General features: G+C 52.8%; 11 protein-coding genes. 4 read left to right on the top strand and 7 right to left on the bottom strand.

Features of this window, described 5'->3' with window-relative positions:
- Positions 1–53: 53 nt before the first annotated feature.
- From AC6I7T_RS26100 to AC6I7T_RS26090, 3 genes are all read right to left on the bottom strand, one after another.
- Positions 54–3,596 (bottom strand): carboxypeptidase-like regulatory domain-containing protein, encoded by a 3,543-nt coding sequence (locus tag AC6I7T_RS26100; protein ID WP_497790717.1) that lies wholly within the window; start codon positions 3,594–3,596, stop codon positions 54–56.
- A 539-nt stretch (positions 3,597–4,135) separates the two neighbouring features.
- A complete protein-coding gene (locus tag AC6I7T_RS26095; RefSeq protein ID WP_497790716.1) occupies positions 4,136–5,005 on the bottom strand; it encodes a reverse transcriptase domain-containing protein in 870 nt (289 codons plus the stop codon).
- Between the two features lie 60 nt (positions 5,006–5,065).
- Entirely contained in the window at positions 5,066–5,611 is a 546-nt protein-coding gene (locus AC6I7T_RS26090) for a hypothetical protein (protein WP_497790715.1), read from the bottom strand.
- Positions 5,612–5,685: 74 nt separating this feature from the next.
- Between AC6I7T_RS26090 and AC6I7T_RS26085 the strand changes: the two genes are divergently transcribed.
- A complete protein-coding gene (locus tag AC6I7T_RS26085; RefSeq protein WP_497790714.1) occupies positions 5,686–6,108 on the top strand; it encodes a hypothetical protein in 423 nt (140 codons plus the stop codon).
- A 330-nt stretch (positions 6,109–6,438) separates the two neighbouring features.
- On the opposite strand, the gene AC6I7T_RS26080 is transcribed toward AC6I7T_RS26085, so the two are convergent.
- The 3 genes from AC6I7T_RS26080 to AC6I7T_RS26070 all read right to left on the bottom strand — a co-directional run bounded on the left by AC6I7T_RS26080 (position 6,439) and on the right by AC6I7T_RS26070 (position 12,219).
- Positions 6,439–7,875: a sugar porter family MFS transporter gene (locus tag AC6I7T_RS26080; RefSeq protein WP_497790712.1), complete on the bottom strand. Its 1,437-nt coding sequence runs from the start codon at positions 7,873–7,875 to the stop codon at positions 6,439–6,441.
- 5 nt (positions 7,876–7,880) lie between these two features.
- Positions 7,881–11,294 carry a DUF5107 domain-containing protein gene (locus AC6I7T_RS26075; RefSeq protein ID WP_497790710.1) on the bottom strand — a complete coding sequence of 1,138 codons (3,414 nt, stop codon included), beginning with the start codon at positions 11,292–11,294 and terminating at the stop codon, positions 7,881–7,883.
- Positions 11,295–11,472: 178 nt separating this feature from the next.
- Positions 11,473–12,219, bottom strand: coding sequence for an SGNH/GDSL hydrolase family protein (locus AC6I7T_RS26070; protein ID WP_497790709.1), 747 nt, complete (start codon positions 12,217–12,219; stop codon positions 11,473–11,475).
- Positions 12,220–12,542: 323 nt separating this feature from the next.
- On the opposite strand from AC6I7T_RS26070, the gene AC6I7T_RS26065 reads away from it, so the two are divergent.
- Positions 12,543–13,922, top strand: coding sequence for an FAD-containing oxidoreductase (locus AC6I7T_RS26065; RefSeq protein WP_497790707.1), 1,380 nt, complete (start codon positions 12,543–12,545; stop codon positions 13,920–13,922).
- Positions 13,923–14,386: 464 nt separating this feature from the next.
- On the opposite strand, the gene AC6I7T_RS26060 is transcribed toward AC6I7T_RS26065, so the two are convergent.
- Positions 14,387–16,195, bottom strand: a complete 1,809-nt coding sequence (locus tag AC6I7T_RS26060) for a sigma-54-dependent Fis family transcriptional regulator (RefSeq protein ID WP_497790706.1) — start codon at positions 16,193–16,195, stop codon at positions 14,387–14,389.
- A gap of 337 nt (positions 16,196–16,532) precedes the next feature.
- Here AC6I7T_RS26060 and adh point away from each other — a divergent pair, with 337 nt between their 5' ends.
- On the top strand, positions 16,533–18,062 hold the full coding sequence (gene adh, locus AC6I7T_RS26055) for an aldehyde dehydrogenase (RefSeq protein WP_497790704.1): 1,530 nt from the start codon (positions 16,533–16,535) through the stop codon (positions 18,060–18,062).
- A 10-nt stretch (positions 18,063–18,072) separates the two neighbouring features.
- Positions 18,073–18,456: a DUF779 domain-containing protein gene (locus tag AC6I7T_RS26050; RefSeq protein ID WP_497790703.1), complete on the top strand. Its 384-nt coding sequence runs from the start codon at positions 18,073–18,075 to the stop codon at positions 18,454–18,456.
- The last annotated feature ends 116 nt before the right edge of the window (positions 18,457–18,572 follow it).

Here is an 18,572-nt window from a genome sequence, read left to right as displayed (position 1 = left end):
AGCGGTCTCTTCTCTCGAAGCGACTACCCCTCTCGTGTTGTGTAACTACTACGCTAAAACGTGTACTTCAAAGCCAACTGGAAGAAACGAGCATCGGGCGTATTGTTCTGGAAGAACTTCGGTCCGGTAATCGCACCACCATTGGAATTAATATTCGTCGTCGAGGGATTGTTTAACGTTGGATGATTCAAGACATTAAATCCATCGGCACGGAATTGTACGCTCTGCTCCCGCCATGTGGTGAAATTCTTGAAGATTGACATATTCACCCCATAATAGCCAGGACCATAGATGGTATTCGATTTGCCACCAAGCAGAGCAAGAACAGTAGGAGTATCGGATACTGCTGAAGCAAAGCGATAGGAATTTCCTGCTCCAGGGATAACGCCCGGAGGAGCAATCAGATTGCCGGGCAAGGGATTAGCAAACGAGCATGGGTTATACCAGTTTTGTTTGGTCTTGGTCTTCACCGCGCACGTAACGTTAGGATTGGAAGGATCCGGAGAGCCGCCCGCAGCAAAAGGATCACGAATCATAATCGCTCTGGCACCTCCACCCGCTGCTGTACTGATGTTAGGAGAGACGGTAAAGGGAGTGCCGGTTTGTGCTGCAAGCGTCAAGCTTGTCGACCATCCGCCTGCAAGTAGATCCGTCCACTTCGACTGGTTGAGATAGGCTCTTCCTTTGCCAAAAGGCAACTCGTAATTACCGTTTAACGTGAGGCGGTTTCTTACGTCATAAGGAGAGTTGGTGTACTCGCCAATGAAAGGAATAAGCGCCATATTGCGATTACCAACAGCCGTTGAAAGACCACCGGCATCGCTACTGTCGTCCAGAGAATGCGCCCAGGTATAGGTCGCCAGGAAGGTCAGCCCATGGGAGTAGCGTTTCTCCATCTTGGTTTGCAGAGAGTTGTACGTGCTCACACCACCAAAATGAATGGTGCCGGAGCCACCCAAAGTTGGGAAGGGCTGGTATTGCTGTGTATTGATCGAGGGATTAAAGAGTCCCCGCACGGTGTTGGGATCGTAGTAAAGAGAAAGATGACGCGATACGTTGCCCACATAGCTGATCGATGCCACAAGGTTGCTCGATAACGCCTGTTGCACCGACAAACTGTAGTTCATCGTATAGGGAGTCTTGATATCCGGATCGATAGCATGGAAGCCCGGATTGGAAACAAAGTTCTGCAATCCCTGACCGGTCTTTGCAGAGAGCCCGCTCTCCAGTGTTACGCCTTGACTAGCGAGTGAGGGACAATTGCCTTGGAAGCAATTGGGAGCAGGAATACTGGCCGAATTCGAGAAGGGGAAATTAGCTCCCAGATTCGAATTTCCTTGACTCTGCAGTCCTCCGTAGAAAAGTCCAAAACCACCTCGCACCACTGTATTCGGATAGGCCTGATAGGCAAAGCCGAAACGAGGAGCAAAGTTGATCTTCTGTGTCGTAGCCAGGCGCTCGTTGCTCACATACTGCACTGTTACATTGTTTCGTGCCAGGGTATCGAGAAAGAGCGGGCCAAGATTAACGTTCCTTGCCTTTTCCGGAAGCAGATAGACTCCCGTGCCTGTAGCAATACCCAGATTGCTGCCGATAAAGTTTGCCTGTTGTCCGGCATTCTCTTTATAGGGCTGGTAATAGTCGTAACGAACACCGAGGTTGAGCGTCAGCCTTGGGGTGATCTTCCAATCATCCTGAACGTAGGCTGAGTTATACCACTGGGCATCGTTAACATTAGGAGCATTTGCGATATAGGCTCCATTCATCTGATTGGCAAGAAAATCTGCCACAGCCGAACCCGTAAAGCTCACGCCCGGAGCACCGGTATAAACAGGATTGTAGTAGTACTGTCCCAACGATGCCGGCGCATAACGGTAGAAGAAACGAATACTCTGGAACGACACACCGAACTTCAGTGAGTGGTTGCCAACAATCTTCGTTACGTTGTCGAGAATCTGATAAACGTTTTGCGATTCGTTTGAGGTTCCAACCGATCCCCACTGCTGAATCGCACCATTGAAATAGCCCAGAGGCAGTCCGCCTTGATTAAGGCCAAGGTCCGGCACCCCGCCTAAACCAAGTGAAGCGGCAAGAGTGTGATTATTTGCATTGGGCTGCAGGAACTTAAAGATACCCCAGTTATAGCCCAAGCGGAACTCATTCGTGAGATTAGGTGTGAAGATGTGCGTTTCGCTCAGCATGAAATTCTCGGCCAGATTGCTATCACGCTCTCCACCGTATCCGCTTCCATCGAGAACCGGTCCCAGAGGAAGCGAATTCAGAATGATCTGGTGCAGATAGCTGTAGCGTGCATAAGCTTGATCCTTCTGGCTGATATTCCAATCCAGGCGCTGATCCCACTGGAAAGTATCGTCATGTCTGGAAACGTTTTCAATCAAATTGTTGTATATCTTGCCGCCATTGGCATTCGGAGCAGGATATAGGCTCAGAATGTTCTTAGCTACTGAGTTAAGCTGTCCCGGGCAAAAAGTATTGTTCTGCCCATTGCACGACAAAGCAGTGGTGCCACCCGAGTTTGGCTGGTAAAGCTGGATAGCTTGAGCAGACCCGGTCAAAGAAGGATTCAGTAACTCGGAGAAATTTCCCTGCCGCATCAGAGCGGTAGGAACGGTAAGGATATTGGTTTGACCGATCGAGATGCGATTGGCTTCAAGATCTCCGAAGTAGAAAAGCCTGTTGGGAATAATCGGAAATCCCAGCGTCGCGCCGAATTGATTCTCGTGATAAGGAGGCGTTGTAGTTGCATTCCAATTCCGCGCGTCGAGATTGGTATTCCGGAAATACTCCCACAAACTTCCGTGTACACGATTCGTTCCGGACTTAAGACTTGCATTCATTACAGCTCCGGCCGAGTGGCCGAACTCTGCACTGTAGTTGCTGGTTTGTAGATTGAATTCCGCAAGTGCATCCGGGGGAGGGCGCATCACGAAACTTGAACCATTCAGAAAATCAACCAGATTGGTATTGTTGTCGACTCCATCCAGAATGAAATTGTTCTGCATGGCCCGCTGTCCGTTCGCGACAAAATCTCCGCTGCCGCTCCCACGCGTGTTGCCGAAGGGCGGAGCAACTCCGGCGCTGAACTGTGCAATGTAAACCCAGTTACGTCCATTCAGCGGTGTGTTGTTGATGGTCTCAGTGCTGACGACCTGACCCACGGCTCCGTTCTGCGTCTCTAGTAGCGGAGCTTGATCGCTTACGGTTACAGTTTCCGACACACTGCCTGGTTGGAGAACTAGCACCACATTCAAACGTGCCTGCGCGTCAACGTGAAGATTCTCGCGAGCTGTGGTTTGAAAACCCGGTGCAGAAGCCGTGACTTTGTAATTGCCGATTTTTAGAGGAGAGAAAACATAGACGCCGCTATCGTTGGCCTTTCGTTCCAGTACCAGGCCTGTATCTGTGGCTGTGATCTTTACCTGAGCTCCGGGAATTACTGCTCCGGAGTTGTCCTGCACTACACCTGTGATTGCGCCCTGATCTACTTGTCCTAATGCTCCTTTGCCTGCCAGCAAAGGCAAGAAGAAGCATAGCGCAATCAGCAAGTGAACAAGATTTCCTCTTGTATGCTGCATCACTTTGCCTTTCAAACTTCCGACCAATCCCTTGCGCAACGACGCAATACTGCCAGGAAATGCCTTGCAGCATTACAGGTGAGAAAGCGGATTTTTGTAGCGTCAGAAGTAATAGTGTACGTTACCGGGCATCAAGCTACCCCTTGAGAATAAGGACTGTCAAGAAAAATGTAACCCGATACATTGGCGTAATCTGCAGGAAACAGGAAGGTATTTTATCTGCAATAGTTACGTGTACGTTTTCAAAAAATCAGAAACAATTTCTAAATGATCGGGGGATCGATGAAGTTAGTTGAAGGGCCTGGTGCAGCAAGTTACCAAATCCAAACTTGTACCGCCGGACTCCAGGCCGGCTGTCGTGGAGGGTCTCCAGGCCCTCCACAAGGGAAGTCTGGATATTCGAGGCGAAGTTTCCTGTTCAAACGTTGCATCGCCTGTGTGGGAGAGGATGCCCACATCTGGTCGCGGTAGGGATGCGAATTACTTCGCACCCCCCGCACAGATCCGGACGTGAAGATTTCCCTCATCCGGCTCCTGCCTTAGGTCCTAACGCGCACGCGACACGAAGGATAAGGGTGACAGATACGGACTGGAGGTAGCCAGCGATGGATAAGCCGCTGCATTCGTTCCCAGATCACGTAGCCGAGTTGGCTGCGCCGACATAACATCCGGTGCCAGTATCGACTAACTTGATTGCGAAAGACCTGCAGCGATGGACTGTTAGTAGGCACTCCGTAATAGCGCATGTGCCCTCTAACTACCGCCTGCAACCATCGCCCTACCGTTTCCATCGGATCATGCATGCGTCTCCGTAGTTCCTCTTTGATGGCCCTCAGCTTCGCACGCATGCGCTTTCGGTTTGTCTGCCGCAACACCGTAAACTTTCCTTTCCTGGTCTTTCCGCAGATATGCGTGAAGCCCAGATAATTGAACGTCTCCGGCTTCCCTTCGCCGCTTTGTTCCCGATTTCTGGCCGCATAACGTCCAAACTCCAGCAACCGCGTTTTGCCCGGGTGCAGTTCTAGATTGAACTTCTTCATCCGTTCTTCCAGTTCTTTCCGGAACCGCTCGGCCTCCATCTTCTCCTCGAATCCTACAACTATGTCGTCGGCGAATCGCACCACCATCATTTCTCCGCGTGCGATCTTCCTCCGCCACACCTGGATCCAAAGGTCAAAGACGTAGTGCAGGTAGACATTTGCCAGCAATGGCGATGCACTGCCTCCTTGTGGCGTCCCCCGCTCACTCACCGTCAGCTTTCCGTCTTCCAGCACGCCTGCGTTTAACCATTTCTGGATTAGTCGCACCACGCGCCGGTCTCCTATCCGGTGCTCGATAAACTGGACCAGCCAGTTCTTCGACACACTGTCGAAAAAGGCTCGTATGTCCAGATCTAACACCCAGTTCACTGGTTTCTCCATGATCCCTACATAGAGCTGATCCAACGCTTGGTGTTGGCTTCGCCCTGCTCAGAATCCATACGAGAACTCTGCAAAGTCCTGTTCGTAGATCGCATTCATCACCTCTACAACGGCTCGTTGGACTATCTTGTCCTCCAGCGCTGTCACCCCGAGCGCTCGTTGTCGCCCGTCGGCTTTCGGGATATACGTTCTCCGTACTGGCTTCGCTCGATACGCTCCTCGCTGCAGTCTATGGGACAAGTCCTGGAGCTTTTCTCCCAAGTTCTCGCCGTAGTGCTGCCACGTCTCCCCATCCACGCCGGGTGAGGCCTCTTTCTTCAGTTGTAAATAGGCCCACTCCAGCATCTCCAGCTTATAGACGTAGTGGAACAGCGCCGTAAATCTGGTCTCTTTGTCCTTTCTTGCCGCTTGCCGTACCCGCTCCAGCTCTCTTTGCACGTTTCCCCGGCTCTGCGTCCGGTACGTGTTTTGCTGTTGCGGATTGCCCTTGGCCAGATCCCGTCCCTCCATCCCCTCCGCTGCCGGTTTCCCGTCTTTGTTCGGAGACTTCCCTGGTACCTTGGATCTGTCCGACTTCCCGTGTTCGTTCATCATCTGCTTCTGTCCTTGGACTTCCAGATACGGCCCGTGTTGCTTCTCTCGGGCGAACCCGGGATCTCCCGGTTCCCGTGCTTAGCGCGTCCATACGTGCCAGGGTCTTCGACCTCGCGGGACTCTTCCGTGCCTCGCTTAGCGGCACCTCAGATGTTGCCTTCCGAACAAACTCAATTCGTCGGCGTCCCGAAGTTGAATGTAATTTCGCGGCTCTATTGCCCGGCCCGCATTTTCCCCTGTCTAACGCTTCAGCCAGTCCCTCTCGGGCCTCGCCGCATGACTTGGGGCCAGTGTGGTTTGCTACTCCTTCACTGCGTGACTCTTTCATTCACTACGCTATGCCGGTCTCCCGGCGCTTTCGAGTTTCTACATTCTCCGAGCTGAAATTGCAGGAAATCTATGAGCATAACCAGAGTCCCAAAGGCGAAGTGGCTTTGGTCGTGTGTCAGGGATGGCCTTCAGGCCATCCGAAAGCCGTCTTCCTCAGAGTGGCTTAACATTCTCGGTAACGAATGCTGCGGGAAACTGAGCAGGCCGAATAGTTGCAAGGTACTGTTTGAGAGTATCTTCGCTCCTGGAAGCAATGACCAAAACGCTCAAACTGATATTGGTTTAATGCCTCTGTTCTTCCCGTCGCATGTGTTACCGAAAATGTTTCCTCTCTCTTAACGAAGACTGTTTTCGGATGGCCTGAAGGCCATCCCTGACACGATGCCTGACCAATGTTGTTCTTTGTTGCTATCCTTCGCAAAAAAGGTAAAAACTCCAGGTGTGGGCGAGGACGCCCACACGACAGCCGGCCTGGAGTCCGGCGGTACTTATATGGATTACTTATTCGAAACTAGTGCTCTTGACTCGATCTCTTCCAGGCTTCGACCTTTCGTCTCTGCCACATAAGCGCGAATAAAGAATGCACCAAGAATACAAATTCCGCCGTAGCTCCAGAAGGTATTGGAGGTCCCTATGGCGTGATTTAGCAATGGGAAGGTGTAGGTGAGTAGAAAAGAGGCTATCCACAGAGCACTGACGGCAATCGATACGGAAGCGGAACGAATTCGTGTCGGATAAATCTCTGCAATTAAAACCCAGGTAACAGGAGCCAGTGTAAGCGCATAGCATGCGATTGCGCACAAGGTAAGCACCAGCACAGAACTTCCATGCAATCCGGCGCGATACGCCCAACCTGCAAGTATGTGCGAAAGACCAATTCCGATACATCCCATCAGCATCATCGGACGCCGCCCCAGGCGATCAACAATACACATGGCAAGGACGGTAAAGATCAAATTAATCGTGCCAGTGATGACAATGTTCAGAAGAATATCGTTAGCACCATATCCGGCACCCCGATAGATCTCAGCAGCATAATTGAACAGAATGTTGATTCCCGTCCATTGCTGTAGCACCGCGAGGATGATTCCAACCAGGAGCAAGCGGCGGATTCCCGGTCGCAACAGTTCACGCCAGCGAGTCCTTTCGCCAGCCTCTGTCCGCAAGGCAGAAGCTATGCTCTTGACTTCGTTCTCTGCATATAGCTCACCTCCGATTCGCGCAAGAGTTTCGCGTGCCTTCTGCTCTGCCTTCGCAGCCATCAGCCAGCGAGGACTCTCGGGAATGAAAAGAGACGATAGTGTAAAGATCAGCGCGGGAACAGCGACAGCCACAAACATCCATCGCCAGCCATATTGCACATTCCAGGAGTGCAACAGAACAGCGGGCGAAGCATGCTCCGGAACAGGCTGAGCGATCAGCCAATTGACGATCTGAGCCAGAAGAATCCCAACAACAATTGCAAACTGATTGAGGCTGACCAGTCGTCCACGAATCGATGCCGGACTGATTTCCGCCAGATACAACGGAGAGATATTGGAGCTGAGCCCAATCGCAACTCCGCCCACAATCCGCCAAACAATGAAAGAGGTAAAGTTGAAAGACCAGCCCGTCAGGCAGGAAGAAACGCCAAAGAGAATCGCCGAGGCAAGCAGTATCTTCTTTCGCCCGTAACGGTCCCCCAGGTAGCCTGCGGCAAGAGAACCAACCAAGCAGCCTATGAGTGCACAGCTGTTGGCCCATCCCACCAACTGCTCGGAATGCAGAGCGAAATACGTTTCGTAGAATTCTCTCGCCCCACCGATTACCACCCAATCATAGCCAAAGAGCAGACCGCCCATTGCTGCGACGATCGCGATACCCCACACATACGCCGTATGCTGTGGACTTACGCTTGCAATCTCTTCTCCGCGACAGACGGTGACGGGCTGCATTTCTTTTACCTGACCTCCACCTTCATCAGCGCAAGCAGGTCAGCAGCTCCGGCATGATTCGCATCCAGTAGCTGCACCTCCCGAAGTAGCGTAACCGCCTTCTCCTGTTCCCCAAGTCCAAGCAGCGCCTGCGCGCGTAAAAAGCTTACGTTTATCCGTTGGCGTTGCTCCAGATCCTCTTCGAAGAGCAGCATTGCGGGCAACGAGGTTGCGAAATATTCGATTTTTGGTTTCTGCTTCTCAAGCTCGACGGAGTAGTCATAGATCTTTTGAAAGATCTGTCGGGCATCCGCTTCCCTGCCCAAGTTGCGGAGAGCCATCGCGCTCCAGTAAGTCGTGTCGGAAACAGCCTGGACCTGCATCTGCTGAAAGTCGCCGCGCTGCTCTGCTGCCCGCTTCCAATGTGCCGCAGCCTTTGCCTCTTCACGGTTACCGGCATAAGCCACACCAAGCCAGTAATCGATCATGCTGAGGTTCATCAGCAGATGCTTGGCTTCACTCAGACTTAACGGAGGATTCCACGCTGTTTCAAAGGACTGAATTGCCGAGGCAAAATCCTTCTTGGCCAGCGACTCTTGTCCGAGGAGAAGATTGGCGCGAACAAATTGCGAGAGCACCAAACCCTCGCCACCCTCCCAGGGCTGGAATTTGCGTGACAGCAGAATTTTCAGAGCATCCTTCGGGCGGCCGACCTGATTATAGAGCGAGGCAAGTTCCACACTGAGGTCGTCTCTCGACATCACCAGAGCAATCGACTGCTCCAGAACCTCCAGACGATGTTCGGGAGACTCCCCGACACGCCGCCATAGCTGATCCCGTTCATAGAAAATGCGCGCATCTGCAGGCGCAAGCTCGCAGGCGCGTTCAAAAGCCTCGCGAGCCTTTCCCTCGTCGCGACGGACGTTGTAGTAAGCAAATCCGAGATTGCGCCACGTTGTGGGGAAATGGGGATCGAGTTCAGCTGCCGCTTCCCAAACTTGAATGGCCTCTTCATGCCGGCGGCGGTCGTAGAGGAAGTTCCCGAGATAGTAGCGCGCGCGAGCATCCTTAGGAGAATTCGTTATTGCGATTTCAAGCAATAACATCTCTTCCAGTCGGCTCGGGAATACATAGCAGGCGTCGGCTTCCGCTGCTTGCCGGTAGCACTCCTTGCTTTCGCCTTCCTGGTGCAACAGTGCATTGAGATCGGCGCGCAGATACAGGAGCAAAGCGGAGGCTCCATCCTTCTCATGCGGATGATCGAGAAGAGGCAAAGCATCCTTATACAAACCGGCACGTTTTAGATCGAGCGCAAGATCAAGCCGTTGCTGCCCATCCGCAGGAATCTCACCGCTATCCAGATATCTGCTCCAGATATCGAGAAGATCTAGCTGCCTCGTCTCGCGGATCACCTCTGCAGCTTCAGCCTCTCGCCCAAGGCGACGTAGTACCATGGCCTTTAAATTTCTGGCGTTCAGGTTATCGGTATCGGCGCGCAGAGACCGATTCAGATGATCTAGAGCCTGGGCCCACTGCTCACGATTGCAATCGATTTCAGCCAAACGATGATAGGCTGGCCCACGCCAGGCGGCATTCCATGTGGCCTTGTAGAAAGCATCGTAGGCTGCGGCCTGTCTCTTTTGATAAGTGAGAACGAGCCCGAGATTGTAAAGAGGTTCACCGTCATAGGGATTCGGATTGCGCGAGATCAGCCGCGAAATTGCAGTGCGAAGATATTTCTCCGCAACAGCAAGCTCGCCGCGTCGCATGTGCCAGCGTCCTAATGCGTGATTTGCGCGGCTATCCTGCGGGTCGCGGCGAACGGCCTCTTTCCAGTAAAGCTCAGGACTGCGCGTAGCATGGCGGTACTGCTCAAGATGAAGCCCAATCAGATAAAGTTCATCGTTGGAGCTCACCTCATCGGGTAAGGCAGGTTCGGTTGCTACCTGGGGATCGTCGGCAGCGGTGATTTCGTGCGGCGCGTAACGCAGAAGAATTTGCCCCGCCGACAGCACCAGCAACTCAAACTCCTCACAATCTGCCGCAATAGCAAGCTTGAGTTGTAAGGGCGACTCGGGAGTGAGATTCCCTTGCCACGCCGCAATCGTCTGCGCCCCAGCCTTCAAGACCACAGAGGCATCCGGCCATGCCTGCGTCGCCAGCAGACGAAGAGAGATCTCTTCAGGCTTACGCTCCAGATGGATTGCGGCATTGAGGTTTGCAAAGTCGGGCACGCCGAGCTGGCGAATTGGATACCAGTATTGACTAAAGGTTTTGGTCTCTCCCGGCGCGAGGAATGAGAAATCCGGCTGGTTGTCAGTGTAGGCACCGGCCATCAATTCGATGTAAGGACCATCTGCATCCGTTAAGCTGCGATCCCAGGCATAACCGAAATCGTGGTTCCCCCACGTCCATTGCTTCTTACCCGGAGCAATATGATGATTGGCGCAATACACGACTCCGGCGTGCTGCGCGTGATCGTATCCTCCGGAATAGTCTCCCTTCGAATTCGCAATCATGTAGCTGGTGGGAACAGGAATGTTGGCATACCAGCTTAAGTCGTTAGCAGGATACGACCCATCGGGAACGAAGCATCGTGGCTTCTCTTCTTTGGGAACACCATGAATTGAGCGCTCTTCATAGTTCACGCCGTAGTAGCTTCCGTGGCTCAAAGGAAATTCTGTAATTGCGCGCTTCGCATGATCGGCAACAAAGCGAACATCCTTTGGAAAGAAGGACTGATATTTCTCGTGAACCCGGGTAGCAACATTCGCCCACCACAAGAAGGTCTGAGTATCTTGCGTGCGGTTATACAAGCGTACTTTCAGCTCCAGGTATGCTTTCCCCGGGCGCAGGCATAGTCCATGCATGCCCTTCATGCGCGCCATCGGATCATGATCGCTACACCAGACTGTCACCGCTCCGTCAGGCTCGCGCTCGATAGAAACCTCCACCGGCATGAAGGTTGCGGGACGATGATGTTGCGGCCAATTGAACTCCACACCGCCTGAGATCCAGGGCCCGGCGAGCCCCACCAAGGCGGGCTTAATCACGTTCTGACGATAGAAGAAGTCGTAGCCATTCACCTTGTCATAGCCGACGTGAATGCGCCCTCCGATCTCCGGCAGAATCATGAAGCGCAAAAACTCGTTTTCCAGATGCACGGCCTGCCAGGTACGGTCCACAGGCTCAGTATCGATGCGGTCTATCACCGGTAGCGGATAAACGCGGCCGCTGCTTCCCTGATAGACACGCTTTTCAAGAAACAGAGGATTTCTGTCCGGCACTGCGGGCAAGTAAGTGCGCATTGTTACGCCCTGTTCCCAGACCTTTACTAATCCCTGCTCCGAAGCAGGAGCAGGAGGCAAAACCAGCTTCGCCTCCTGTTTCTCCGATTCCTCGGCGGAATTCATGCAATCGTGTTTCTGCTGTTGCTGCATCTGCTTCTATCTACTCTCCGAAATCCGGCTACTTCTTGAGAACAAACGCAGGAAGTTTGTTGGATTGTCCCCCGAAAACCGTTAACGTTAACGACGCTAACTGTATGCAATCCGCCTGGTGTTGTCAAGCTAAGAAAAATGTCTTTATCTTCTCAAAGCAAGGGCTTCCGAAATCAGCCTATGGATGCGCTGCAGCGTCTCCTGCGGACCCCGCCAAGGCACTCCGCAGATACTTCAGCACCTGCTCAGCCTGAAGAGTGGAACCGTCTTTGTTGAAGTGAATGGGATCGGCGTGAAGATCCTGATGATGAATCATCAATTCATGCTGATCGTCGATAGGAATCTTTTGCGTAGCGACAACAGCATTGGCGATTTCGTTTCGTGCATCGACACGAGGATTGGAAGCTCCATTGCTTGCGTCTGCTCTTACCGGGGTAATCGTAGCCCAAATGAATTTTGCCTTGGGTGCGATGGAGTGTAATGCTTTAACAAAGTCAGGAAATGCCGCTTTATACTGGGCTTCGGTATAGTCCCATCCATGCATTCCGTTATTGAAATGGATTACGCTGAAGGGTACCGCTTCCATCTTTGCAAACTCGATCAGTTGTTGAGGAAGCCTGGGATCGCCGACAGAGGTAGACGACGACATCAGATAAACATTTGCAGAACCGGCAAGCCCCTCAACTACTCCGGGATAGTAGTTGCGAGTGATCGAGTCTCCTACCAACAAGACGTTTGGGAGTTTAGGATCCGGATGAGGTGGCCGTACTTCCCAAGTCCACTCTATCTCTTCAGGGATAGATTTCTGCGCCTGTGCGTATAGTGAAGCCGAACCCACAAGACTAAATATTCCGATAACCGCAATGCCTGCCCATTTCCGCACCAATGCGGAGTTGTTCTGTCTTTGCCCCGAGTAGTCTTTCATCACCGCAACGTCTTCTCCTTTGGATATTGAAACTCAAACGATCATATCTCCTACAACAATTCCGGCGTTACCATGTCCGATCAAAGATCGGTTAGAAGCCGCTTCCTTTAGCGGAGAGCGACTTCGAGCTTCACGGCTCGTGGATATAGCTACTCCGGAATCGCCGCAACGCAATTTGTGAGGGAAACGGAAACTTAGAATACTTCTACGGACATACTCTATGACGTAATTTGCATCGATTAAGCAGATCCCAAGGCTTTCACAGGCCATCTAACAATATAGTCTTGCTGTTTCCGATTCAGTTTCAATCAGAGCCATCTCCAATGACGACATCTTTTGACGCAACCATCATCGGGGCGGGACAAGCCGGTCCCTCCCTCGCTGGAAGACTCACACAAGCCGGATACAAAGTTGCCATGATCGAGCGAAAGCTCTTTGGAGGAACTTGCGTAAACACCGGCTGCATCCCCACTAAAACCCTGGTTGCCAGCGCCTACATTGCGCACAAAGTTCGCACCGCCCAAACCTACGGTGTAACCGTCTCCGGAGCAATTACAGTCGACATGAAAGCCGTCAAGGCTCGCAAAGACGAGGTTTCCGGAAAATCCAGAAATAGCGTCGAAGGCTGGCTGCGAGGGATGGAAAACTGCAAGGTCTACAATGGCCATGCGCGCTTTCAGTCAGCCCACGAGATCAAGGTTGGCGACGAAGTGCTCTCTGCGGAAAAAATCTTTATCAATGTTGGAGGACGCGCTGCCGTCCCACCCTTTCCTGGAATAGACCGGGTTCCCTACCTCACCAATGTCTCTCTGCTGGATCTGGATGTTCTGCCTCGCCACCTCATTGTGGTGGGTGGAAGCTACGTGGGACTTGAATTCGCTCAAATCTATCGTCGCTTTGGCAGTGAAGTCACTATCGTCGAAAAAGGGCCTCGACTGATTCAACGAGAAGACGAAGATGTTTCTTCCAACGTAAAAGAGATTCTCGAGAAGGAAGGAATCCATATCCGGCTCAACGCCGAATGCATTCATTTGGAGCCGCGAGGAAACGACGTTGCCGTAGGAGTAAATTGTCAGAGCGATCCAGCAGAGAGCGTGGGGTCGCATGTTCTGTTGGCAGTAGGCCGCCGTCCGAACACTGATGACTTAGGACTGGAAGCTGCTGGCATTACCTGTGACGAGCACGGAAACATCCAGGTTGACGATCAGCTGCGAACCAATGTACCCGGGATCTGGGCCATGGGCGACTGCAATGGGAAGGGTGGCTTCACCCATACGTCCTATAACGATTTTGAGATTGTGGCCGCAAATCTTCTCGACAACGACCCACGACGCGTGAGCGATAGGATTCTGGCCTACGCACTCTATACCGATCCACCGTTAGGACGCGTTGGTATGACAGAAGAACAGGTACGCAAGTCTGGAAGATCCGCGCTCATCGGCACTCGCCCCATGACGAAGGTTGGACGCGCAGTCGAGAAGGGCGAGACCGATGGCTTCATGAAGATCCTGGTCGATGCCGCAACGAAGGAAATTCTGGGAGCCTCGATTCTGGGAACCGGAGGCGATGAGGCAATTCACTGCATACTGGACGTTATGTATGCACGCGCTCCCTACACGACGATACAGCGCGCTGTTCATATTCATCCGACTGTTTCGGAATTAATACCAACTGTGCTTGGTTCTCTGAAACCTTTGGAGTAGGTGAGGTTCCATTGTTCATACGTTGCCCAAGCATCCCAGAGGGATGCTACCTCGAGTTTCTACATTTGCAAGCAGCAAACGAAGAAGAAGAAATCAGCGCAGGAAGGTGGCGGTTTCTGACCGCCACCCCCTTCGCAGCTTGCCATGTCCCAATGACAAATGTAGAAACTTCAGCAAGCATTTCGGATGGATGCTACATAGAAAATATTCTCTGCCCCGGAAGGTGGCGGGGCGAAATCTGTTCCGATCCGATTCGTTCCGCCCCATACGGGGCGGAGTTCTTGTTTGTATCCGTAACCCAGGGTTCCGCTACGCTTCACCCTGGGCTATTGTCGGCTTCTCCCTACCGGGAGAGAAAACCGATTGGCGGAACACGATTGCCCCAAGACCTTAACGTGAGCCAATATCTGAACCCGCAATTGCTTTCCGTTATTCGCTCTCCGAGTATTCTTCAAAAAGTGCCGCTATCTAGCCCGGGCCTCATGATGCAGCCGCCGATAAAGAGTGCTACGATGCAGACCCAATTGCCGCGCCGCAGCAGTCATATTCCCCCGATGCTGTTCCAGTGCGCGACGTAACGCTGCATCGGTGACATCCGAGAGCGTCATTTCCGGTTCGACATGTTCCGACGCCACGATGTCGGAAGGCAAACTCTCCACATCAATCACGCTATCGTCCTCAGCTAAGGAAACAAGCGTCCGCAGCAGATTTGCGAGTTCGCGCAGATTTCCAGGCCATGCATGGTGAAGCAAATGCTGACGTGCAGCAGACGACAGGCGAATGCCGCGAGCCTCTGCACCAAAACTTTCGAGCATGGTATCGACGATCAGCGGAAGATTCTGCCGCTCGCGCAAAGGGGGCAGCGTAAGAACCATGTGGCGTAGCCGGTAATAAAGATCCGCACGAAAGCTCTTTGCCGCTACCGCAGCCTGAAGATCGTGATGAGTCGCTGTAACTAATCGGAAATCCACACGAACCGGACTTCCACCCAGCGGCGTAACTTCACCATCCTGCAACACACGCAACAAGCGGGCTTGCAGCGCAAGAGGCATATCCCCAATCTCATCGAGAAAGAGAATGCCACCCTCTGCTCTGCGAATATGGCCAAGATTGCCGCGCCGTCTTGCCCCGGTAAAGGCGCCTTCTTCATAACCAAAGATCTCCGCTTCCAGCAATCCCTCCGGAATTGCCGCGCAATTCACCGGCACAAAGGGAGCTGCAGAACGAGAGGAATGCCGATGCAGGGCACGAACAAAGATCTCCTTCCCTGTTCCTGTTTCTCCCTGTAGCAGGATGGGAATTCCCGCGTCGACTGCCCGCGTAGCCTTAGCCAGCAACACTAAGGATTCCGAATCCCAGACCGCTCCGTCCCTCAAGATTGTCTCTGCAGCCGAAGAACGCGACGATACAACAGATAACCGGGGATGGTCTACCTGTGCCCTTTCGACGCGTCCATAGAAGACGCCGCTATATGCTCGCGGATGCAGCTCTCTTTCTCCATAAGTGGCGGCATCGCGGAAGATATCGAGCCAGCGAAGGCGATGAATATTCTCCGCATGCAGGCCTAGAAGATGCAAAGCGATTGTGTTGGCACCCACCAGCAACTCATCTCGGAAAGCCAGCAAACCTTCATGTGGAGTTTTGAGATACGAAGGATGCACGTGAAAGCCGACCAGGAGATCGCAGTCGCTGTTACGTCCCACCCAGGAGTGCTCAATCCTGGCAGCTGCAAGTTGAACCAGCATCGAACTATGCTCCGGAGGCTGACGCACATCGCCGGAGATGTCGATCACGCCAGCCAATTCTCCAGAGGGTTCCATGATGGGCATGGCCGTACAGACAAGGAATTGATTGTCTTCCAGGAAATGCTGCTCGCCGCGAACCTCCACTAACTGCCGCTCTACGAGTGCGGTACCTACAGCATTTGTGCCCTCGCGAATCTCATTCCAATCGGCTCCCGGTTGCAAGGAAACGCGTCGGGCACGACCGACGAAATCGCTGTCGCCACAAGCATCGAGAATCGTCCCATCGCTACCGGAGAGCAGAACCATGCCGCTGGTACCCGCAATCGCCCGCCGCAGAATAGTCAGTTCACTTCCGGCAAGCTGTAAAAGGATTTGATTCTGTTCGCGTCTTCGCTTGAGTTCGGCTGCAGCTAAGGGGTTATGCCGGGCAGGATAGCTTGGGGATAAGCCATGTTCCATACACCGCTGCCATGACCGCTGAATAACGGATGGCGATGGCAGGGTTAGTCCATCGTTCTTCGATAGCACGGGACCTCCACGGTTTCTGTATTGGACGTAACTGCTGGGGAAGTCACACAACACAGCAACCGAAGCGGATTGTAAGACACCGATGCAACAGTTGTCGCGTGTAGTCGTCGCAAAATGCAACGCCTGACGAGCAACAGCCTGGAGTGACTTACAGATAAGAGTTGAACATGGCAGGAAAGACTGAAAGCTATTTCTCACAAATTAAAACACTTCACTGAATTCAGAACCGTCCGGACCGCCACGTCTGGCAACTGGCAAAGCAATTGCCATAAGTTTTCTGACCGACAGCAAACATTGCGTGTTCGGCAGAAGCTTTTTCACGAGGGATCAAGAATCTATGGCAACAATTAGCTCCATACAGCCAAGTGATTTGGGTAGTGGGCACTCTTTCCGCAGGCGCTACGGAAACTACATTGGCGGGCAATGGGTTGAGTCCGCTTCCAACGCCTACTTTGAGAATGTCACACCCATCACCGGAAAACCCTTTTGTGAAGTTCCCCGCTCCAATGCCACCGACATCGAACGAGCCTTGGACGCAGCTCATGCCGCTAAAGAAGGTTGGGCACGTACCAGTCCAACGCAACGCGCCATCATCCTTAACCAGATCGCTCAGCGCATGGAAGATAACCTCGACATACTCGCGCTGGCGGAAACATGGGACAACGGCAAACCGATCCGCGAAACTACCGCAGCCGATATTCCCTTAGCCATCGACCATTTCCGCTACTTTGCCGGATGTATTCGCTCGCAGGAAGGAACTGTCTCAGAGATAGACCGCGACACTGTCGCATATCACTTCCACGAACCGCTGGGTGTCGTAGGCCAGATCATCCCCTGGAATTTTCCGATCCTGATGGCTACCTGGAAGTTGGCTCCAGCCCTGGCTGCTGGAAACTGCGTTGTATTAAAGCCCGCAGAACAGACCCCCGCCAGTATTCTGGTCTGGGCCGAGTTGGTCGGCGATCTGCTTCCTCCCGGCGTCATAAACATCGTCAACGGCTATGGAGTCGAAGCCGGTAAGCCCCTCGCCTCCAGCCCTCGCGTCTCCAAGATTGCCTTCACTGGAGAAACCACTACCGGGCGGCTGATCATGCAGTACGCAAGCCAGAACCTGATCCCGGTCACCTTGGAACTTGGCGGCAAATCGCCCAACATCTTCTTCGCAGATGTATGCAACGAAGATGACGATTTCTTTGACAAGGCCATCGAAGGCTTCGTCATGTTTGCTCTGAATCAAGGTGAAATCTGCACCTGCCCCAGCCGCGCTTTGATTCAGGAGAGCATCTATGACCGCTTCATGGAACGAGCGCTCAAGCGTGTAGCCGCCATCAAGCAAGGGAATCCTCTCGATCCGACAACCATGATCGGAGCGCAGGCCTCCAGCGAGCAGATGGAGAAGATTCTTAGCTACATCGATATCGGCAAGCAAGAAGGCGCAACTCTGTTGATGGGTGGTGAACGCGCACACCTGTCAGGAGACCTGGAAGGCGGCTATTACGTTCAGCCGACGGTCTTCCACGGCAACAACCGCATGCGAATCTTCCAGGAGGAGATCTTCGGACCCGTTGTCTCCGTTACAACCTTCAAAACCGAAGAAGAGGCCTTAGCTATAGCCAACGACACCTTATACGGATTGGGTGCAGGCCTGTGGAGCCGCGATGCGAATCGCTGCTACCACGTCGGTCGCGGCATCCAGGCCGGACGCGTGTGGACAAACTGCTATCATGCCTACCCTGCCCATGCCGCCTTCGGTGGATATAAGCAATCCGGCATCGGACGTGAAACGCACATGATGATGCTCGATCATTATCAGCAGACCAAAAACCTGCTCGTCAGCTACAGCCCGAAGAAGCTTGGCTTCTTCTAGAGAAAAGCCGATGGCTACGAAAACAATACCGGAACAAGTCATCGCTACCGATTCGGCGATTGACCTGATCAGGAAGCTCCGTGATAAGCATGGAGACCTGATGTTTCATCAGTCGGGGGGCTGCTGCGACGGCAGCTCTCCGATGTGCTATCCACGTGGCGAGTTCCTTGTCGGCGATCAGGATGTACTGCTGGGAACAGTTGAAGACACGCCCTTCTATATGAGTCGCAGCCAATTTGAGTATTGGAAACACACGCAACTCAAGCTCGATGTGGTACCGGGCCATGGAGGGATGTTTTCACTGGAAGGGCCGGAAGGAGTTCGCTTTCTGATTCGTTCTCGTGTCTTCACGGATGAGGAAATCGCCGCACTGAAGGAAGCAGGCCGAATTTAAGAAGACAATCCAACTTCAATGTTTCGTTATAGAAATCGACTTATGTCGAATTTTTATAGCCTCTTATTCGCCTAAGTCTTCTGTCTCCTGTTAGTATGCCTCGCGAGCGGCCTGAG

The sequence above is a fragment of the Humiphilus diazotrophicus genome, assembly GCF_059726315.1.
This window is presented reverse-complemented; position numbering and strand designations above follow the sequence as displayed.